The 21241-nt window shown below is 63.0% G+C and carries 17 protein-coding genes; 1 reads left to right on the top strand and 16 read right to left on the bottom strand.

Annotated features, from left to right (window positions below):
* Positions 1-17 precede the first annotated feature (17 nt).
* From AC1RDS_RS15240 to AC1RDS_RS15165, 16 genes are all read right to left on the bottom strand, one after another.
* Complete coding sequence (locus AC1RDS_RS15240; RefSeq protein WP_348683070.1) at positions 18-1622, bottom strand: ArnT family glycosyltransferase; 1605 nt, start codon at positions 1620-1622, stop codon at positions 18-20.
* 1 nt (position 1623) lies between these two features.
* Positions 1624-2805 carry a glycosyltransferase family 4 protein gene (locus tag AC1RDS_RS15235; protein ID WP_092699518.1) on the bottom strand — a complete coding sequence of 394 codons (1182 nt, stop codon included), beginning with the start codon at positions 2803-2805 and terminating at the stop codon, positions 1624-1626.
* The gene (locus tag AC1RDS_RS15230) at positions 2802-3980 is read right to left on the bottom strand and encodes a glycosyltransferase family 4 protein (protein ID WP_348683071.1); all 1179 of its coding nucleotides are present in this window, start codon (positions 3978-3980) and stop codon (positions 2802-2804) included. The genes AC1RDS_RS15235 and AC1RDS_RS15230 overlap by 4 nt, the downstream gene beginning before the upstream one ends.
* The gene (locus AC1RDS_RS15225) at positions 3977-5167 is read right to left on the bottom strand and encodes a TIGR03088 family PEP-CTERM/XrtA system glycosyltransferase (RefSeq protein WP_492227128.1); all 1191 of its coding nucleotides are present in this window, start codon (positions 5165-5167) and stop codon (positions 3977-3979) included. Before AC1RDS_RS15225 ends, AC1RDS_RS15230 begins: the two co-directional genes overlap by 4 nt.
* Complete coding sequence (locus AC1RDS_RS15220; RefSeq protein WP_492227127.1) at positions 5164-7107, bottom strand: XrtA/PEP-CTERM system amidotransferase; 1944 nt, start codon at positions 7105-7107, stop codon at positions 5164-5166. The genes AC1RDS_RS15225 and AC1RDS_RS15220 overlap by 4 nt, the downstream gene beginning before the upstream one ends.
* A gap of 2 nt (positions 7108-7109) precedes the next feature.
* Positions 7110-8681, bottom strand: a complete 1572-nt coding sequence (xrtA, locus tag AC1RDS_RS15215; protein ID WP_244273698.1) for an exosortase A — start codon at positions 8679-8681, stop codon at positions 7110-7112.
* Between the two features lie 10 nt (positions 8682-8691).
* A complete protein-coding gene (locus AC1RDS_RS15210; protein WP_492227153.1) occupies positions 8692-9921 on the bottom strand; it encodes a TIGR03087 family PEP-CTERM/XrtA system glycosyltransferase in 1230 nt (409 codons plus the stop codon).
* A gap of 22 nt (positions 9922-9943) precedes the next feature.
* Positions 9944-10999 (bottom strand): FemAB family XrtA/PEP-CTERM system-associated protein, encoded by a 1056-nt coding sequence (locus AC1RDS_RS15205; protein ID WP_492227126.1) that lies wholly within the window; start codon positions 10997-10999, stop codon positions 9944-9946.
* Positions 10992-11864 carry an XrtA system polysaccharide deacetylase gene (locus AC1RDS_RS15200; RefSeq protein ID WP_492227125.1) on the bottom strand — a complete coding sequence of 291 codons (873 nt, stop codon included), beginning with the start codon at positions 11862-11864 and terminating at the stop codon, positions 10992-10994. The genes AC1RDS_RS15205 and AC1RDS_RS15200 overlap by 8 nt, the downstream gene beginning before the upstream one ends.
* 18 nt (positions 11865-11882) lie before the next feature.
* Entirely contained in the window at positions 11883-13001 is a 1119-nt protein-coding gene (locus AC1RDS_RS15195; protein WP_092699504.1) for an XrtA/PEP-CTERM system-associated ATPase, read from the bottom strand.
* Positions 13002-13004: 3 nt separating this feature from the next.
* Complete coding sequence (locus AC1RDS_RS15190) at positions 13005-14558, bottom strand: TIGR03016 family PEP-CTERM system-associated outer membrane protein (protein WP_244273697.1); 1554 nt, start codon at positions 14556-14558, stop codon at positions 13005-13007.
* A gap of 18 nt (positions 14559-14576) precedes the next feature.
* Entirely contained in the window at positions 14577-15548 is a 972-nt protein-coding gene (locus AC1RDS_RS15185) for an XrtA-associated tyrosine autokinase (protein ID WP_287878456.1), read from the bottom strand.
* Between the two features lie 9 nt (positions 15549-15557).
* Positions 15558-17120 (bottom strand): XrtA system polysaccharide chain length determinant, encoded by a 1563-nt coding sequence (locus tag AC1RDS_RS15180; protein WP_092699498.1) that lies wholly within the window; start codon positions 17118-17120, stop codon positions 15558-15560.
* A 67-nt stretch (positions 17121-17187) separates the two neighbouring features.
* On the bottom strand, positions 17188-17829 hold the full coding sequence (locus AC1RDS_RS15175; RefSeq protein WP_492227124.1) for an XrtA/PEP-CTERM system exopolysaccharide export protein: 642 nt from the start codon (positions 17827-17829) through the stop codon (positions 17188-17190).
* Positions 17830-18053: 224 nt separating this feature from the next.
* Entirely contained in the window at positions 18054-19055 is a 1002-nt protein-coding gene (locus AC1RDS_RS15170) for an NAD-dependent epimerase (protein ID WP_492227123.1), read from the bottom strand.
* Between the two features lie 37 nt (positions 19056-19092).
* Positions 19093-20535, bottom strand: coding sequence for a mannose-1-phosphate guanylyltransferase/mannose-6-phosphate isomerase (locus AC1RDS_RS15165; protein WP_092699493.1), 1443 nt, complete (start codon positions 20533-20535; stop codon positions 19093-19095).
* A gap of 209 nt (positions 20536-20744) precedes the next feature.
* Between AC1RDS_RS15165 and AC1RDS_RS15160 the strand changes: the two genes are divergently transcribed.
* A complete protein-coding gene (locus AC1RDS_RS15160; protein WP_092699492.1) occupies positions 20745-21233 on the top strand; it encodes a low molecular weight protein-tyrosine-phosphatase in 489 nt (162 codons plus the stop codon).
* Positions 21234-21241 lie beyond the last annotated feature (8 nt).

The following is a 21241-nucleotide window of genomic DNA, read 5'->3' as shown; positions in this document are numbered from 1 at the left end:
GTCTCCCAATATTGCGCTCAGTCGGCCGATATGCGCCGGTTGATGATCTTCAGTTCGATGTCGATGCCCCGCCGGCGGGGCGTCACCGCCCCCTTGTTCCGGTAGATCACCAACTCTGTCTCGTGCGCCTTGTGGTTGGCCGGAGTGGATATCCTGGCCACCTCTTCAAACTGGTCGCTGGACATCACGCGCTCAAAGCGCTGCATGGCTTCCAGGTCGGCCCAGAAGCCGGGCTGCATCACCACGTAGTGCACGCCGTTGGCGTTGAGGGCATCGGCGATCTCGCCCTCCGTGAGGCCCTTTTGCTCCACGCCCAGTTCCCGCCGCACGGCCACGCCCAGCAGCAGCTTGTCGGCCCGCATGACGTGCAGGTCGCGCCGGCCCTCCAGTGCGCGCATGTTGAATACAAACGAGCCGTCGCGATAGCCTGAGAACATGACCGTGCTGTCTCGCGGAGCAAGCCGGGCCACCTCGGCGGCTGCCCGGGCGTAGCCCTGCACATAGAAAACGGGGCGCGTCCACACGGTCAGGCCGGCGGTGGCCAATACCAGCACGGCCAATGCGGCCACCGCCCCATGGCCCACACGGGGTGGCACCAGCGTGTGCAGCAGGAGCACGGCAAAAAAGGTCACCGAGGGCAGCAGGAAAACACTGTGGCGGGCTTCCTTCAGGTCGATGGACGAGAAAAACAGGTACCCTACCCCGAAACCCAACCACCAGAATCCCAGGCCGGGCATGCGCCGCCATGCGGCCATGACGGCGCCGGCCAGGCCCAGCGCCGTCAGCGGCCACCCTGCCTGCGATGGGATCTGCTGCAGATACCACACCCAGCCTTGCCAACTGGTACGCGAGGCCACGGCATCGGCCACGCCGGTGACTGACTGCAGATTTGCCTGGCCAAACTTGAGGGTGAGCACGGCCAGGGGCAGCAAGCCCACCAATGCCAGGGCGGCCACCCACCAGTGATGACGGTTGCGCAGCATGGCCCAACCGTCGCGCTGCGCGATGAGCGCAGCGTAGACCACGCCCATGTAGGCCACACTGATCTTGGTGTACATGCCCAGCACCAGCAGCGCAGCCCCAAGGTACAGCCACCTGGGCGGTGCGCCACGCAGGTAGGCCACCACGGCCACGGTGCTCCACACCAGAAAGGCGAAGGCGGGCACCTCCAGCATCACCTGCCGGCCCCAGAAGGCCACCTCGGGCAGCCAGAGCACGAGCGCAGCGAACGCCAGCGATGGGGCCGCAGGCAGCCAGAACCGCGCCAGGCGCCAGCAGCCCAGGCCGAGCGCCAGATAGTGCAGTGCCACCACCAGCAGTGCCGTTTCGTGCGACACCCCGAGCACTGCATAGAACGGCGCACTGATGGCATAGAACAGCGGGGGGTAGAAAAGAATGGTGAGCGCCGGATACTGGGCGTAATAGCGATAGGCATAGCCCGCCGGGTCGTCGAAGGGCATGGCTTTGGCAAGGTCCATGACGAACACGCCGTTGAGGGCGTGGCGCGGCGAATCGCTCCAATAAAAGTCGCCGCCGTGAGGTGCCTGCGCGAACAGCAGCGCGACGCACACCAGCACCAGCGCCCACGCCAGCAAGCGTTCTTGGGTGTTGATGGATGGCATTTCAGACCGCTGCATCGACCACCCGTCGGAAAAGCTGCAATTGGCCCTGCGTGGTAGCGTCCCACGAGAAAGTCTGGGCGTGGGCGCGGGTTTCTACCCGCGTGGGCGGCTGGGTGTGCAGTTGCATCCAGGCTGCGGCCAGCGCCGGGGCATCGCGACGGGCCATGAGTACGCCGGCCGCCGGCTTGCCCACCACCTCGGGCGTGCCCCAGATGTTGGTGGCGATTACCGGCGTGCCGCAGGCCATGGCCTCCAGCAGCACATTGGCCCAGCCCTCGCGGCTGCTGCACAGCGCCAGCGCATCGGCCGCGCTGTACCACCATTTCAGCTCGGTTTGCGGCACCACGCCGGCCCAGTGCACACGCTCGGCCACGCCCAAGCGCTGGGCCAGGGCCTTCAGCGCACCCTCTTGCGGGCCAGCGCCAGCAATCAGCAGCGTGACCCCCGGCAGGTGAAGCAGGGCCTCGATGGCCACATGGTGGCCTTTTCGCTCGATCAGGTGGCCTACCGAGAGCAGGTAGCGCCCATCCACCGGCAGGCCCAGGCGCTGGCGGGCCTCGGTGCGGTCTTCGGGCACGAAGCGCTGCAGGTCCACCCCATTGCGCAGGGTGTGCAGCTTGGCGCGGTCGGCACCCAGTTCGCCCAGGGTGTCCATCAGCGCCTGGCATACGCCAATCGAGGCGCTGGCCTGCCCGGCCGTTTGCAGGATGCGCTTGCGCGGGAACGGGTATTGCGCAATGAGGTTCAGGTCGGTGCCGCGCGCCGTCACCACAAAAGGCTTGCCCAGCCAGCGGGCCAGCAGGCCTGCGGCCACGCCGTCGGGGTAGTAGTAGTGGGCGTCGATGAGGTCAAAGTCAAAGCCCTGGCGCTGCAGGCGGCGGATGGTGGGCAAAGCCCCCAGGGCCATGGCGTAAGGCGCGAGGTTCATGCCCACCTTGGGCAGCAGCAGGTAGCGCGGGTGATGCACCTCCACGCCGTTGCGCTGGTCTTGGCGGGGCGTGGCGGCGAACTGGGCGTACTCACCAAAGCGCTGTGCCTTGAATGGGAACCACGGAACCGGCGCCACCACCTTGGCCTGCACTTCGCCGGTCTGGAGCAGTTCGCGCAGGCGCGTTTCCACAAAGATGCCATGGATGGGCCGCACCGCGCTGGGGTAGAGGGTGGAGAACAGCAAGACTTTCATGCGCCAGCCTCCGCCAGTGCGGTGACCCGCCGTGCGTTGCCGCCCCAGGTCAGGTTCAGCCGGTCAATGGTCTCCGCGGCACCTTGCGCCAGGCGCTGCCGCAGCGGTGCGTCGGTGCACAGCCGTGTCAGTGCGCCCTCCAGCGCGCCCTGCCGGGTTGGCTCGAACATGAGGGCGTTGACGTTGTCGGTCAGCACTTCCAGCAGATTCGGCGTGGCAGGCGCCACTACTGCCTTGCCCAGCACCAGGTATTCCATCAGCTTCAGGGGTGAGGCGTAGGGTGTGACGGCAGGTTGCAGCGCCACGTCGAAGGCGGCCACGTGGGCGGGCACCTGTTCGCGGTGGATCACACCGGTGAATGTCACACGCCCGGCCAGACCCAGTCGCTTTGCCTGCGCCTCCAGCTCCGCGCGCACCGGCCCGTCGCCAACCACCAGCAAATGCGTTTCTTGCGGCGCCTGGGGCGACGCCATCCAGTCGATGATGCGGTCCACGCCATGCCAGTCGCGCACGAAGCCGGTGAAGCCCAACACCACCTTGCCCTGCAGGCCCAGGCGGCCCTTGGCCACATCGGGCGTGGGCGCATCGGCGAAGTGTGCGCGGTTGATGCCGTTGGGTATCACATGGATGCGATCACCGGGCACACCATATGCACGCACATGATCGCCCAGCACTTGCGTGACAGGCAGCACGGCATCTGCACCGCGCCATGCAGTGCCCTCGGCCCAGCGCGCAAGTCGGCGCAGGGCCAGCCCTCCGCTGTGCTGCGAGCGCTCCAGCACCAGGGGAGAATTCACCTCCAGCAGCAGCGGAATACCCAAGCGCTTTTTGACCAGCAGGCCTGCCAGCAGGAACAGGTTGTACCGCTCGTAAATCAAGTGCGGCTGAAATTCGCGCGCGGCGGCCATCAGCTTGCGATAGGCCACCAGGTTGTAGGCCAGTTCCATCCCCTCGTAGGCGGCCTTGGGCAGCAAGGCCTTGAGGCGATGCACCCAATCCATGTCGCGACCCATGCGGCCAACACCCTGTGCTGGCACATCCGCAGGGGCCTGGGGCGCCCCCGGCGCCACCACGCGCACTTCGTGCCCTTGGCTGCGCAGGGCCTCAATCATTTCTTCGATGTGGACGGCTTGTCCATCTTTCGAAGCGGTGCGGTGGTGGTAGAGGATTCTCATGACTCTGCGGAATAACCCGGAGCGCTGGGTACCGGCTCACCCAAGTGCTGACCGGAAAAGAGTCGCTGGTAGGAATGCACCATCGCATCAATGCCCCATTTTTTCAATGCCTGCCGACGTGCTGCCTGGCCAAATAAGCGTGCTCTGGCCGCGTTGGTGTAAACACTCCACAGAGCGTTCGCCATGGCGTTGGCATCGTCAGAAGGAACAAGCAGTCCGGTAACGCCGTCTTCCACCACATCGGGGGTACCACCCACCGCTGTCGCTACCACAGGCAGACCGCTGGCCATGGCTTCTTGCAAGGTGCAGGACGTTCCTTCGGCCTGGGAAGGCAGCACAAAACAGCCCAGCATGCGCAAGATGTCGGCCACATCATCCCGTGCGCCAGCCAACCACGCCAGATGCTGGACATGGGCTGCAGCAAGCACCGCCTCCACTTCCGCCTGCAATGGCCCCGCCCCCACCACCACCAGGCGCATGCGTGATCTGGCTTCCGGGTGGATTTCCAGCAGTTTCACGAAAGCGCGGGCCAGCAAGGGCTGGTTTTTGACCGTTTGCAACCGCCCCACCGTGCCCACTATCCAGTGTTGACCAGGGACAAAGGGGCAGCCGGGCACGGATTGCGCCGCCCCATGGTGTGGTGGTGCAAACGTTTGGGTATCCACCCCATTGGCAATGAGCGAACGGCGGCGGGTGGGCACGCGGATGGCCCGCGCCAGGTATTCATCCAGGTCGTTCGACACCGCCACGTAATGGCTGACGAAGGGTTTGTACAGCCTGCGCAGGCGCTGATAACGCATGCTGTGCCCCTGGGGGTCGTGTGCATCCCAGCCGTGCTCAACGTGGATGCGCAGCGGAACGCGGGCCAGCCAGGCCAGCGGAGTGATCTCCAGTGCGGCGAGGTTGCAGGTGTGCACCACGTCGGGTTGGAGCTCACGCAGCAGACGGTAGATGCGAGGATAGAGCGGCACGGCGTGGCCCGGTGGCTTGCGCAGCTCGATGAAGCGCACGTCGGGCTGGGTGATGCGGCGCTTGAAATCACCGATGGTGGTGAGTGACAGCACCACGTGCTCAAACCGTTCCGCAGGCAGGCGGTTGATCAGCTGAACGATGACGTTTTCCAGCCCCCCCACGCCGAAGCTGTACACCACATGAACGATGCGCCGGCGGCGCGGCGTGCTGCTCATGCCGCGACCACGTCGGCGGTGGCTGCATGCGCGACGGATCGGACCGGCGCCAGCGCTTGCCGCAAAAATGCATCAAACATGATGAGCATCCACAAGGCCGTCGAATGGTCGTGATGCCCGCCCAGGTGTTGGTTGATGAGGGTCTGCAGCGTTCCCGCATTGAAGTAGCCCGATGCCAGCATGCGCGGGCTCAGCACCGATTCCTGCATGCGTTGCGCCAGCGGGCCGCGCAGCCAGCTGGCCAATGGCACCGAAAACCCCATCTTGGGCCGGTACAGGACGTCGTGCGGCAGCAAAGGCTCGAAAGCTTTCTTGAACACATATTTGCCCTCTCCGTTCCGGATCTTCAAGTCGCTGGGCAACGTGGCGAGCCATTCGACGAGTGGATGGTCCATCAAGGGCTCGCGCACTTCGAGCGAGTGCGCCATGCTGGCACGGTCCACCTTGGTGTTGATGTCGCCGACCAGCCAGGTTTTGTAGTCCAGGTACTGGATCAGGGCCAGCGGATCGTCGGTCTGGGCCTGCAGGGCGTATTGGCGGAACACGTCGAGCGCGCTGTAACCGCCCAGGCTGCGCTGGAATGCGGACGAAAACAGTGCCTGGCGCTGATCGGCCCGCAGGTGCGACATGCTGTGGTGGTAGGCCTGCACCGTGTCCATGGCCAAGGCCTGCAAGGTGGTCTTGGCGCGCAGCGGGCGCGGCGCCCAGTCGGCCTTGGGGTACATCTGGCCCAGCGCGCCAAACAGCGGACGGCGCAAGCCGTGCGGCAGGCAGTTGCGCACGGCCTCCTCGCCCTGGTGCATGCGGTAGCGCCGGTAGCCGCCCAGACTCTCGTCCCCGCCGTCACCAGACAGCGCTACGGTGACGTGCTTGCGCGCCATCTGGCAGACGCGGTAAGTGGGTATGGCCGAGCTGTCGGCAAAAGGCTCATCGTAGAGCCCTGCCAGCGTGTCGATGAGATCGAAGTCTTCACTGCTGACGACTTCGAGCTTGTGGTCGGTGTGGCAACGGTCCGCCACCTGCTGGGCAAAGGCGGATTCGTTGAAGCGCGGATCGTCGAAACCGATGGCGCAGGTGTGAACCGGCGTGTCCGAAAGACCGGCCATGGTGGCCACCACGGCACTGGAGTCCACCCCGCCGGAGAGGAAGGCCCCCAGAGGCACATCGGCGATCATGCGCAGCCGCACCGATTCCCTGACCCGCTCGCGCAGCTCGGCAGCTGCGTCGGCCAGGCCGATGGGGTTGTCATTGCTGAAACGCACATCCCAATAGGGCACCGGCTGGGCCTGGGCAGAGTCGCCGCGGCGCAGCGTGAGGGAGTGGGCCGCTGGCAGCTTGTGGGCATTGCGGAAAATGCAGCGTGGATCGGGCACGTAGCCGAACGAGAAATAGTCTTCCACCGCCAGCGGGTCGATAGCACGCACAAAGCCCGGGTGTGCGGTCAGCACCTTGAGTTCAGAGCCAAAGATGAAACTGCCGTCGGGCAACCAGGCGTAGTGCATGGGCTTGACGCCCATGCGGTCGCGCGCAAGAAACAGGGTTTGCCGGGTGCGATCCCACAGGGCAAAGGCGAACATGCCCCGCAGCCGTTGCAGACAGGCCTCGCCCCAGGCTTGCCAGGCGTGCACGATCACCTCGGTGTCGCTGCGTGTCCTGAAGTGGTAGCCCAGGGCCTTGAGCTCGGACATCAGTTCACGGTAGTTGTAGATCTCGCCGTTGAAGACGATGCCCACGGTGCCGCTTTCATTGAACAAGGGCTGCTTGCCTGTGGCCAGGTCGATGACGGACAGGCGCCGATGGCCCAGTGCCAAACCGGGCTCCAGGTGCACGTCGTCTTCGTCGGGCCCGCGATGGGCCTGGACGTCATTGATCCGTGAGATCAGGTCGCGCGAGAAGGCGCGCATACCCTGGGTATCGAAAAGTCCGGATATGCCGCACATGGTCAGTCGCGCCCTCGCGTTTGCTCCAGCGCCGCCACCAGCGCGTCGCCCTGGCTGTCCAGATAGGACTGCAGGCGTGCAGAAGCGTCGATCTCGGACTCCTTGGCATCCGACAAGGGTGTATAGATCACGATATGGGCCCCGTCATCGCCCCATCCGCTGATGCGCCCCAGAGCACCCTGGATCTTGCCGGCGTAGTCGCTGGCGGTGAAGGTGCCGCGGACCCAGTAAAAGCGCCAAGCCAACAGCCGCTGCGCATCGGCAACCGTGCCAGGCGCATGCTGGCGCAGCACGGCACTTGCCACACGCAGGGGCCGACCTTGAAGCCGCGCATTGACAGAACCGCTGGCCACACGCGCCCAGACCGGGTCCTGGCTCTTCACCAGCACACTCTCTGAACTGACGAGCTTGCGCTGGTAGTCTTGCTGGCGGTAATAGCTGACATGCAGTCCCAGCGGCTGGTTCTGACCATCGGTCAGGCCCATGTCCAGCGTGTCAGAGGCATGTTCAAAAGCCGGCAGCCAGTGGCTGGGTGGCATCGCCGTGGCATGCCAAGGAGCTGCAACTACAGGCGCGACCAGCTGAACAGGCTTGGCCTGTGTGCCCAGGTCCATTGCGGCCAGCAGGCCATGCGGCGCCAGCACCACAGAAAAAGCGAGCACCAACGCAAGCCACGGCGTTCCTTTCGGGATGCTTCCTTCAACCCGGCCAGCGGGAACCATTGCCTGAGAAGCGGATGGCGCTGGGTCCACCCAGCGCGCCCCGATGAGGAACATCACGCCGATCACGATCCCGAAAAACAACCACCCGTACACGAGGTGATCCACCCCTGTCGCGATGGTGTTGCCCGAGAGGTGCCCCAGCATCACGATCAGATAGGCGCGCACCCAATTGGCCACCAGCGGGACCAGGATGGCCACCACCATGAACACCATGCGCTTGCGCGTACCTTGGTAGCTGAGGTACGCGAACAGGCAGCCCACGGTCACTGAAGCGATCAGATAGCGAATTCCGCTGCACGCCTCCACGACCGACCAGGCTCCTGAGGGAACGATGAATTGCAGGCCTTCCCGGTAGACCGGAATTCCGCTCGCACGCAGGGCCATCACGGTGAAGTCGGCGGTCCACTCCATCAGGCGTGGCAACAGGAAATCCCCGATGGGCACAGCAAAGAAAAGAAAACCCAAAGGAAACGCCAGTGCTCTGGCGACGCGCCAACCGCACACTGCAGGTACGGACAGCACGATCAGCGTTACCAACGCCAGTTGCGTGGCGGCATTCACGGCCACCAGATCACCGGCCAGCCAGAGCGCCGCAGCGCCCGCCATCAGCAACCAGGCCAACCGCCCAGGGCGGGGAACCATGGGTGCGAGCACCGCGCGTTGGCGCCAAACCAGCCAGAGCGAAATGATGGGCACCACAAAACCATGCGCGTAGGTGTCGGAACGCGCCCAGATCATCGCCATGCCCCAGGCCGAATGCCAGTAGGCGATCAGGATGACTGCATGCAGCAATACCAGCGCAGCCAGGGGCCGACGCCAATGGCCGGGAATGAGTTGGGTGCGGCCAGTCACGTTCGGCCTCTCATGCGACGACATCGCGGGAATGCTGGGCACGCATACCGGCCAGGCAATGGTCGATGCCACTCAGATGTGCCTGCCAGCTGCATTCCTGCGCCACGTAGCGGCGGGCCTGGTGCCCCAATGCGACGGCGTTGTAAGGGGACTCCAGCAGCGGCTGCAAGGCCTGCACAAATTCTTCTGGCGAGTCTGCGCGCAGCAGCCCCTGCCCCGCGGTGGCGCCGATGGCATCCGCACAGCTGCTGACCGTGACCACAGGCCTTTGCATGGCCATGGCTTCCAGAATTTTGTTTTGAATGCCACGCGCAACCCGCAACGGCGCCACCACCGCACTGGCGTATTGCAAATAGGGCCGCACGTCCGGCACGGTTCCGGTGACAACCACATGCCCACAAGCCAGCGCCTGCACTTGCGGTGAGGGACTGCGGCCAACGATGTAGAAGCGCGCCTGCGGCCAGCGCGTGCGCAACAGCGGCAGCACGTCGGTCACGAACCAGCTGACGCCGTCGATGTTGGGCCAGTAGTCCATGGCGCCGGTGAACACCACCGCCTGCTCATTGGCCTGAAAGGGGTTGGGCCGCCGGGGGTCTGGCATGAAAAAATCGGCGTCCACCCCGTTGCCCATGGACTGCACACGCCCCTCGCATTCCGGCGCCTGGGACAAGAACAAAGCGGTCTCATTGGACGTCACGAAGTACGAGCGACGCGCCAGCATGGCCATCGCACGCTCGTAGGCGAGCAAGCGCCTTCCCTCCATGCGGTACAGCGTGGAAAGGGGCCAGCGGTGTGCGGGGGCGTACTGGGTCCATTTGGCAGAGTCCACGTCGACAAAGTCCACCAGCATGGGCACCTGCGGCAACAGTGGCTGCGCATACTGCGCCATGGCCGAGGAAAACACCACGCTGGCCTGCAGCTTGTGCCCCGCTGTTGTCTGCTCCACCCAGCGCCGCATACCGGGGTTGCGGTAGTAGGCCAGTGTGAGCGCTTCCCGCGACAGGAGACCGCGGAGGCTTTTGACCTTGGCGCTACGTGAATGAATGTGCTCCACGTGCAGGTCTGGACACATGGCCCGCAGTGCGGGCAGGTGCTGCACATCGTCCGGGTCGTCGATGAAGGTGCCCAGAAAAACGCGGTGGTTCTGCTGCAAGTGGCGCAGCAGGTGGTACGAGCGCACCTTGTCACCCTTGTTGGGTGGGTACGGCAATCTGTGCACCAGGTAGAGGATGTTGCCCATGGCGGTGATGCGTGGGTGGTGCTCAGCCAAGGTTGCGCACGATTTTTGGCCCGAGCCAGTTGGCCAGTCCAATGGGCATGCGCCGCCATGCGGCGATCAGCCAGCGGTACTTGGCGTTCGCGGGGTTGTTCTGGGGCACGCTGTCGCTCTTGTACAGCCGGTATTCGTAGTGCAGCGGGGTGGGTTCAAAGCCCCAGTTCTTCTTGAACGCGTACGAACCCGTGCCCTGCTTGCTGCGCCCATAGTCGAACACCTTCAGACCCCGGGCGCAGGCCAGGCGCATCAGCTCCCAATACTTGAAATCGTTGGCGGCCAGCTCCCTGGCCGCCTCGTCGTCACCGGCGTAGTAGGGCAGCACCTCGTCGCGGAAATAGAAGCTCAGCACGCTGCTGATGGGGCGGCCATCGGGCGCGCACACGGTGAGCACCTCGCAATCAGACCCAAAAACGCGACGCAACCCGCTGAAGTAGGCCTTGGGAAAAGCGGGCGTTCCATGGCGGTGCACATTGTCGGCATAGAGCGCAAAAAACCGATCTACGGTGGTGTCGATATGGGACGTCAACCCATTCTTGATGCCTTTGCGCACCATGGCGCGCTGCTTGCGCGGGATGGCCAGCAGGTTGTCCTCTTCTTTCGGTGCAATGGACTTGCGAAACGTCACATACAGTTCTTGCAGCGGCCAGTCCGTGTGCCGGCGCTGCACATGGCGCAACTCCAGGTGGTCCACACCCAGGCGCTGGGCCAGTTGCTCGGCCTCCCGCTCCAGCGCAGCCGCTGCTTCCTCGTCCAGCGCAGCAACGCCTCCATAAACAGCAAAAGGCAGGCTGGTGAGTGCATTGCCGAACAGGCGGCTCCTGACATGTCCCAGCGGCAATATCCCCCGGATGCTTTCTCCGACCTGTGCGTAGAGAAAGTAGGTGTCGTGGCGAAACACCTCGCGAATCAGCGTCTGCCAGCCGGCGCGGTGGAAAAAAGTGGCTTGCGGACAACCCAGCACAAACGCGTCCCAACGTGCAGCGTCAGAGGCGCTGTGCACGTCCAGGCGGCCAATGGAGAGCCTGGCGGCAACGTCAGACAAGGGGCACCTCTTGCGCTTGCGCTTGCGGGGAAAGAAAAATGTGGTCCATGCGACCCCAGTGAAAGTCCCGCAGCAGGTGGCCCAGCCGCCGCTCCATGCGACCGATGTTCACATAGTGTCTGAAGTGGGTCTTGAAACTGATGCCCTGGACGCGCGGCTGTTCGACATCCACTTCCCAAGGATGAAAATAAAAAACGGCCGGTGAATGGTCCTGGCGATGCACCTCACGCAGCATCCAGCGCGACAACGCGTAGGGGAGGAGGCGAAAGTACCCCCCGCCACTCGAAGGCAAGTTGCGGTGGAAAATGCGCAGGGTGGTCGGCGGCACCTCCATCAGTCCGTCGCGTACCTGATAGGCAAACCGCGGTGCATCCGGCATTCCATAATGGTCGTGCCGGATGGGGTAAATGCTGGAGCTGTAGCGGTAGCCCGCGCGCTGCAGCGTGTCTAGCGCCCACAAATTTCCGGAACCGATGGAAAAGCTGGGTGCACGGTACCCCTGCACACGGACACCTGCGATATCTTCCAGCAGGCCTTTGGCGTGGTGGATGTCGTTGAAGAACGCCTCCTCGGACAAATCACTCACACGCTCATGGCCGTAGCCATGGCTGGCCAGCTCATGTCCACCGTCCACGATGCGGCGCACCAGAGCCGGATACCGCTCGGCAATCCAGCCCAGCGTGAAGAAAGTGGCATGGGCGTTGTTCTCTTGCAGCAAGGCCAGTATGCGGTCCACGTTGCGCTCCACCCGGCATTCACGCAAGTCCCATTCACTGCGTTCAATATAGGGTGCGAAAGCCGACACCTGAAAGTAGTCCTCAACGTCGATGGTCAGCGCGTTGGTGATGGAGGGCATGCTGCGCATGGCGGTGGACTCCCTGTTCTAGCCGGAGGCGCTGTCTGAGCGCGAATGCCGACTTGCAACCACCAGCTTTTGCAGATTCACCAAGATTTCCAGGATCACGCGCTCCTGGCGCAATACGCTGCGCTCTATCCGCAACAAATGTGCACTCAGTTGTTCGGTCGTCATGTGCGCAAGTTGCTGGGACATGCTGTCCGCGAGAGAACTCTCCAGATCCAGGCCCAAGGTCTCCGATTCCAGTTCGCCATCCACCAGTTCTTCGTGTGCAGCGCTGCGGGTCGCAGCTCTCAATGGCATTTCCCACGGGGATGCGGCCTTGGACGACACCAGCATTTCAGATTGAACTTCTTGAATGATCTCGTCGACCAGCTCCTGATCAATGTGTGTTCGGTCCGTCAGGAAACCCTGCAACAGGATGCGGTCAAACAAGGTATTGATGCGCCGCGGAATTCCGCCTGTGTAGCGGTAGATGCCATCGAATATTGCGGGGTCGAAGGTAGGCTTGTCGCTGGCACCCGCACATTTCAGGCGATGCTGGATGTATTCACGGGTTTCATCCGCCTCCAGGGGCCCCAGGTGGCATGTGGCAGTCACGCGCTGGCGCAGTTGCACCATGCCAGGGCTTTGCAGGATTTCGCGGAACTCGGGCTGGCCCACCAGAAAAGTCTGCAGCAGTGCGTCCTGGCCATTCTGGAAATTCGACAGCATGCGCAGCTCTTCCACCGCCTGCGGCTGAAGGTTCTGCGCTTCATCAACGATCAGCAGGCATCGTTTTCCTTGCAGCGTCTGGGCGACGAAAAAGGCCTCCAGTGCCAGCAGCAGGTCTGCTTTGGAGACACCCCGCACATGGATCCCGAAAGCGGCGCCCACCAAACGCAAGGTATCTTCGGCACCCAACTGCGTGCTCACCAGATGGGCTGCCACGACGGTTTCAGGATCCAGGCTGTCGATCAGACCGCGGACAATCGTGGTCTTGCCCGCCCCGACCTCCCCCGTAATCACGATGAACCCCTCGCAGCGCATCACGCCATATTCCAAATATGCGCGTGCACGCTGGTGCTGCTTGCTACTGAAATAGAAGCCGGGATCGGGATTGAGCTGGAAGGGTTTGCTGTTCAACCCATAGAACGCTTCATACATGGATCAAAACCGGTGTGTGATCGTTCCGACGATGGCCGATTCGCGGTAGGGGCTGGTGACGCCATCAGACACAATGCGGCGTATCTGGAGCCCCCCACTGGTGCGAGGGGCCAACAGCGTATTCCAGCCCAACACGAGTGAGCGCACCCGGGTTTCCAGCCCTGGCAAACTGCCTTCACTGCGCTGCACTCCCAGATTCGCATGGACCGAGGAATTTGGCGTGAGACGGTGCGCAAGCCACAGGTTCCAGCCGTGCTGGCGAATGCGGGAATTGGCGTCGAAATCATCGCCCAGCTGGAGCACACCGCCAATTGAACGCGTATCCGAACGCGAAACGGCCAGCGTGATGGTGCTGCGCTGACCCAGCAGTGCCAGGGAAAGTTGCTGCACCCGCCGCAACGCGGTCGATGACCGGAGGAAATCCTGAAAAACCTGGACGTTGGCAGGCAAACCCAAGCGTTCAATTTCTGCCAGTACGAGCTGTGTACGCCGAATGGGGTCAGGCTCCAGGGGGGTGTAGAAGCCCTCCAGCAGATCGAACAGAGACCCCAGCGACGCCGACTGCGCGCCCAACCCGTTGGAAATGGCCTTGACATCGGTGTAGCGCCAGACGGTGCGCCCGGTGCGGTGCTCCAGTGCAGCGTTGTGGGATTCACCGAAGTAACGGCTCTCACGTTCAAAAGACAGTCGCGAGCGCTCCGATGGCTGCCAGTTGACGCCAAAACCCGAGATGCGGTGAGACTCCTGTGTCGGCGAGAGCTGATTGGTAGATTCGGTTCCACCAATCCCTGTGAGAACCCATTGCGGCGTGACAGCCCAACTCACCCGCGCCCGCAGCGCCGTGGTTTCGATACTCCGACCGAGCGAATAATCGACGACCTGATGGGTGGCATCTGCGGACCAGCCCAGTAATTTACCGCTTCCCCTGTTGCCCAGATGCAAGAGCCAGTCTTGTGCCGTGACATCGGAACGACTGCCTGTCTTGGTCTGCGTGTCTTGCACGCTATAACGCGCCTCGTAATCCACCGCGGACCCGAGACGACCTCGCAGGTACGGCGACAAGCGGAAACTCGAAGTTTGAGAAGTGTTGGGGTTGGCGGGAGAACCATCCACCGGCGCACCAAAAGCCGATATGGGCTGTGAAGCGACGACGCCGGACACATCGATAAAGGCCCATTGCTCGATCGCCTCGACGACAGCGCGGGCATTCAGACTGTGCCGGATCTGATTAAAGCCTGACTCCCGTGCGTAATAGGTATCGTGCAGCGAGTAATCGACAAACCCTTTGACACGGGCCGTGTTGCTGATCAGCTGAAACCCTGGAATCACCTCCGTCACCTGGTCGCTGATGCCGGTGGCATTCAGCCGGGCATTGTTGGTGATGGTGTGCTGCACCGAAACCCGCGGCTCAAAGACCAGGCTGGGTTGGCGTGCTGCTGCCTGCGCATCTTCCTGTTGCGCCGTGGCCGTGCCAGGCAGAAGTATCGGCCCCATTGCCAGCACCAACGAGGCGCGGCGAAGGGAAATACTTGCGGTGCGCCGCTGCGACAGGTTCACGCGCGTTCTCCTTTTAAGTCATGCCACGGCGTTGGCTGGCCTGGGCTCGCCGACGTTCTGGTCGTAACCAAAGCCATGACCGTATCCATAACCATAGGCACCCAGGCCACGGCTGCGCGCCTGGTTCAGCACCATGAGCCTGATGGGGCAGGCTTCGATGGTGGACAGGGCATACTGGACCTGGGACTGGAGCGTTTTCTCTGCCTGCACCACGATGACGACCTGGCCCATGTGACTGGCCAGCACCCGCGCTTCGGTGGTCAGCAGCAAGGGAGGCGAATCGAAAACGATGATGCGGTCACTGTAGCGTTTGCCCATGTCGTTGAGCAGGGCGACCATGGCATCACTGGCCAGCAATTCGGTCGCACGCGGGTTCGGCAGCCCCGTCGGCAACAGCGTGAAATTGTCAATGTTGGTGCGCAACAGTACGTCGGGCAGTCCGATCTTGTCGTCCAGCAACAAGTCCAGCAGCCCGGGTGCTGGCTGCAAACCCAGCGTTTTCATGACGGACTGGCGTGCGACATCGGCATCCACCAGCATCACCGTGTGGTTCAGCTCCATGGCCAGACTCATGGCCAGGTTGATGGCAGTGAAGGTCTTGCCTTCTCCGGGCAACGAACTGGTGACCATGATGAGGTTGCCATTGGCCACCACCGATGCACCTTTGCCCGTTGCATTTTCCAGGAGTGGCCGTTTGATGACACGAAACTGGTCCGTCGTGGCGGATCGAGGCGCATGAGGCGTGACAAAGCCTGCCGCAGCCAAGGCCGTCAAATCGATATGCACGCTCTTGGACCCCGGCCTGGAAGCCGGCTCGCTGCGCTGCACATCGACGGCCACATCTTCTGCGGGCGAGTCCGTTGGTGTGAACTGCGGCAAGGTGCCCGGCGCGGCAGGCCCTTCAGATGGCACGCCGTTGCCTGGCATGGGCGCCCCCGCCTTGCGCAATTGCTCTAGCCGCTGGGCCGCTTTTTCAATGGAACTTGTCATGATGGCATGTCACCCCAGAAGGCCCGACAGGTAGGACAGCGCAAGCATGCCGCCCGCGTAGAGGAAAACGAGCGCCAGCAAGGCCATGATGAAGCGTTTGAGACTTCTCGACTCGCGCTGGCGGAAATCGTCACTGGGGATCAGATCCACCACCCCCAGCAACGGCAGCTGGGTCAACTGGCGCAAGGCAACCCCATCGAAGAACACCGGCCTGATCTGGCTCATGAGAAACGCCATGCCCAGCCCCGCACCCAAGGCCACCAGCAAGGTGATTGGCATCAGCAGCACCCGATTGGGCGCAACGGGCTTGGGAGCCACGCGCGGCGGGTCGATGACGCGAAATTCGGCCACATTGGATGTGTTTTCCAGCTGCCCCGACATCATGGCCGACTCACGGCGCGACACCAGATCAGCGTAGTTCTTTTGATTGATCTGATAGTCCCGGTTGAGCTGCGCCAACTCTGCCTCCAACTGCGGAGCCACCTTGAGTTGCTGCTGAACACGGTTGGCGCGTGACTCGTACTCGACCACCCGCGCGCGCAGCGAAGCCACTTGAACCTCGGCGGCAGAGTAGATGCGGCTGAGCTCCACCGCCGCCGGGTTGGTTTGAACTGCCGGCGATCCGGGCGCCGCCTGGGCTTTGCGCCGCAGCTCTTCCATTTCGCGACGCTTTTGCGTTTCAAGCTCCCCGATCAATCTGCGCGTGTTGGCCACATCAGGGTGCTCGTCGGTGTAGCGCTGAAGCAGCGTATCCAAATTGCGCTTCTGCTCATAAAGGCGTGCGTCCAGTTCAGGCGTCTGTATGCCGACCGCAGAACCGAGGAGTGACTCGCCAGTTTGCGCGCGCAGCATTTCCAACTGGCGACTTGCCGCCGCGCGCGCGCTCTCGGCCTCGCGCAGTTCCAGCCTGGCCTGACTGAGAAGGTTGCCGATTTCTGCGGCCCGCCCCGCAGAGTCCAGGCCGCTCTGGGACTGCAATTCGATGTTGCGCAGCTTGAATGCCTTGAGGCGACCTTCGGCGTCCGTCAATTTGGCTTCATAGCTCTTGATCTGCTCGTCCAGAAAACGCCGCGCACTGTCCGAATCCTGGCGCGATGCACCCAGGCTGGATTCGACGAAGATGGTCAGCAATGCCTGCACGACGCGCTGCGCTTTCTCGGGGTTCTGGTCGCGATAGGACAACGTGTAGAGGTTGTCCCGCCCCGTGGTCTGGATGCTGATGGATTTGGTCACGGTGTCGACCACCGCATCCTTGGCCGCCTTGGAATTCGCGCCCAGATCCAGGTCAACGGTGCGGACCAATCGCTCCACGGTCGGCCGACTCAGGAGCGTGCGGCTGAGCATGGCCACCTGCTGCTCGATGTTCGGCTGCACGGCAATGCCCGTCATGAGGGGTCGCAGGATGGATTGCGTATCGACAAATACGCGCGCCGAAGCCTGGTAGTGATCCGGCATCATGAGCACCGCGCCCACCCCCACCGCAGCAACCAGCCAGGTGATCAGCATGGCTAAACGGCGATAGATCCACATGCCGCGAACGGCTGTGGTGATCTGGCCTAGCAACTCATCCATTCGATCCCCCTCCACACATGTCCTGTTCGCCGGGCGCCTCGCCGGCACCAGTCCTTACTCAGGCAAGTCAGAACCACCCTTGGGGGATGATGAGGATATCGCCGGGAAGCACTTCCACATTGGCGCCGATATCGCCATGTTTGATCAAATCATTCAGGCGCACGTTGTAGCGCTTGCTGCCCTCGGCCGAGCGCACGAGGGTTGCGCGGTTGCCATCCGCAAAATCGGTCAAGCCGCCCACGGCGATCATCACATCGAGGACCGTCATTTTTTGCTTGTAGGGCAGGAACTGCGGCTTGGCGGCCTCTCCCACCACGCGGATCTGTTCACTGTAGGGACCGACGAACCCCGTCACGATGACTGTGACGACCGGATCACGCACGTATTTACCGAGTTCCTTTTCAACGTCCCGGGCGATCTGCACCGATGTTTTACCCTGCGCAACGAGCCCGTCAACCAGCGGCGTGGACACCTGCCCGTCAGGACGCACGGGCACCACTTGCGACAGCTCGGGATTGCGCCAGACGATGATATTGAGCGTATCGCCAGGCCCCACGATGTAGTTGTAATCCGGAGCGGATGCCTTGGCCGGTGCTGCCGGATGGCCTGCTCCCGCCCAACTCGCACAGCCAGCCACCGCCATTGCCAATGCGGCCATTGCCACCGCGCGAACCATGGAATCCAGGAGCGTCGAAACGTATTTCTGCATGACACAACCCCTTACATCATTTGCACGGCCACAGTCCGAATAACCTAGCCTCGCTGCAGCATACCCCGAACGAATGTCACGCGTAAATGCCTTTTTGACCGCAAAAAACCTGCTCCCAACCTGGAAGCCATACCCGCAGGGCCGTTACATCTTGACGGCAAACCCCGTGCCCCTCCGGAGGACAACGCCCGAACGCCCCCGTTCGCAACCCTTGGCCGGCAGACTCAAGCGCAGCGGTAATACGCCCGGTACCAACGCACGAAGTTCTCTATGCCTTCCGCCAGCGGCGTCGACGGCGCAAAACCCACCCAGTCCCGCAGTGCCTGGGTGCTGGCATAGGTTGCCGGCACATCCCCGGGCTGCATGGGAAGCAGCTGCCGGACAGCCGCCTTGCCGAGCGCGTTTTCTATGCAACGGATGAAATCGAGCAGTGGCACAGGCTCGCTGTTACCGATGTTGAAGACACGGTAAGGGGCTGCACCCATGCGTTCTGGGGTAGCAGGTTTATCCAGTACGCGCAACACGCCCTCGGTGATGTCATCGATGTAGGTGAAATCGCGCCGCATGTCCCCGTGGTTGAAAACTGAAATGGGTTCGCCGGCGAGGATGGCACGGGCAAAGAGGTGGTAAGCCATGTCGGGCCGCCCCCAGGGGCCATAGACCGTGAAAAAGCGCAGCCCGGTGGTTGGAAAACCATAGAGATGGCTGTAGGTATGGGCCATGAGCTCATTGGCTTTCTTGGTGGCGGCATACAGGCTCACGGGGTGGTCGACGGCGTCGGTTTCGGCAAACGGCATCTTGGTGTTGCCGCCATAGACGCTGGAGCTGGACGCATACACCAGGTGCGCGACACCCTGGGCGCGGCACCCCTCCAGCACATGGCCAAAACCTGTGAGGTTGGAGTCCAGGTAGGCATTGGGATGGGTGATGCTGTAGCGCACGCCAGCCTGGGCGGCAAGGTGGATGACGCCGTCGAAACGTTCGGTGGCAAAGAGTTCGGCCATTCCGGTGCGATCGGCCAGGTCGAGCCGCACAAAACGAAAGCCTGGCGACCCTTCGAGTCGCCGGAGCCTGGCCTGCTTGAGCGCCGGATCATAGTAATCATTGAGGTTGTCCAGGCCCAGAACCCGGTCGCCGCGCGCCAGCAGGCGCTCCGCCACATGGCTGCCAATGAAACCAGCCGCGCCGGTCACAAGTACATGCTGGGGTTTTCTTTCGGTCTTCATGCAAGGTGGCTCCCGCCCAATGGTGTCAACGCGGTCATCAGCGCCCATACAGGTCGTCGAACCGCACGATGTCGTCCTCCCCCAGATACGAGCCGGACTGCACCTCGATCATCTCCAGATCGACCTGGCCTGGATTTTCCAGGCGATGCGTCACCCCCAAAGGGATGTAGGTGGACTGGTTCTCAGAAAGCAGAAACACCTCATCGCCCTTGGTCACGCGGGCCGTACCACGCACGACGATCCAGTGTTCGGCCCGGTGGTGGTGCATCTGCAGCGACAACTTGCCGCCAGGCTTGACCAGAATGCGCTTGACCTGGAAGCGCTCACCCGCGTCAACGCCGTCGTACCAGCCCCAGGGGCGGTATACCTTGCGGTGCAGCAATCCCTCGGTTCGGCCGTCACGTTTGAGACGGTCGACGATTTTTTTCACATCCTGGGTGTGGCGCTGATCGGCTACGAGCACTGCGTCAGGCGTCTCCACCACAACCAGCCCTTGCACGCCGACACACGCCAGCAGGCGCCCCGACGACAGCGCCAAGGTGTTGCGGCTGTCCTGCATCAGCGTCCGCCCTTGCGCCACATTGCCCTGCGCATCCTTGGGCAGGATTTGCCACAATGCGTCCCAGGCGCCCACGTCGGACCAGCCTGCCGACAACGGCACCACCACACCCGATGGCAGATCCAGCAGAGACTGCGCTCCGCCCAATCGCTCCATCACGGCGTAATCAATCGAATCGCTCGGACAGGCAGCGAATGCCTCGGCCTCGACCCGCAGAAACGACAGGTCGGATACGCCATCTTTCCACGACGCCTGGCATGCAGCCAGGATATCGGGACGGCACCGCTCCAGCGCTTGGAGCCAAACGGAAGCACGCAGCACGAACAGGCCGCTGTTCCAGAGGTAATCGCCCGCCTGCAGATAGCCTTCGGCCGTGGCGAGATCGGGTTTTTCCACAAAACGGGTGATGGTGCGTGCACCTCCTTCACCCACCGAGGCACCCGCCTGGATATAACCGTAGCCCGTTTCGGGGCGATCCGGGGTGATGCCGAAAGTGACGATGGCGCCATCCTGCGCAAGCCTCGCGGCGTGGCGCACGCCTTCCTGGAAGACTGCGGGCTGGGCAACCACGTGGTCCGAGGGCATGACCAGCAACACCGGATCGGCACCGCCAGACTGCGCGGCCAGCGCCGCGAGCGTCAGCGCCGGAGCGGTGTTGCGGCCCACCGGCTCCAGCACGATGCGGCCTTGCGTGCCGATCACACGCAATTGTTCCGCCACCACGAAACGGTATTCCTCGTTGCAGACCACCAGCGGTGGTGCGATATCGGCGCCAGGCGTCCCCTCCACCCGACGCAGGGTCGCTTGCAGCAGTGAATCGTCGCCCATGAGCGCGAGCAATTGCTTGGGGTATTTTTCACGCGACAGCGGCCACAGGCGCGTGCCCGAACCGCCGGACAACACCACCGGCTGGATCAACATGGTTTGCTTGCCCCCCGTTTATCTGCAGACATGGGTCTCACCGTGAACCAACGCGGCGTTGCTGGATGGCCAGCGCTTCACACCGCAAGCCATGCTGTCCGATCATCTTATTCCAAATGTTTTGCGCCTCAAGCCGTGACATTTCGATGGAACAGGCGAATGCAGCGCCCCTACAATCGCGCCCTCACACGACGGGGGCATTCAAGGAAATGAACCAGTTTTCTGTTCTCTTCGTCTGCATGGGCAACATTTGCCGCAGCCCCAGCGCACTCGGTGTGTTTCGCCAGCGTGTCGCACGCGCCGGGCTGGTCGAAAGCGTGCGCATCGACTCCGCCGGAACCCACGGATCACACCTGGGCGAACCACCCGACGTGCGCGCACAGGCCCACGCCTGGCGGCGCGGCTACGCACTGGCCGATCTTCGGTCGCGCCAGGTCACCGATGGTGATTTCTACCGCTTCGACCTGCTGCTGGCCATGGATGACGACAACCTGTCAGAGCTGCACCGCCGCTGCCCCCCCGGGCAGCAACACCGCCTGCGGCGCCTGACCGAGTTCTGCCTGCGCCATGACAGCCCCGTGGTGCCCGACCCCTACTATGGCAATGCACAGGGTTTCGAGCATGTGCTGGACCTGCTGGAAGATGCCTGTGACGGGCTGCTGGCGCATGTGCAACAACAACTGGCTTCTGCGTCCTGAACCCTGCG

This window comes from Acidovorax sp. GW823-FHT02H02 (genome assembly GCF_058797075.1).
This window is presented reverse-complemented; position numbering and strand designations above follow the sequence as displayed.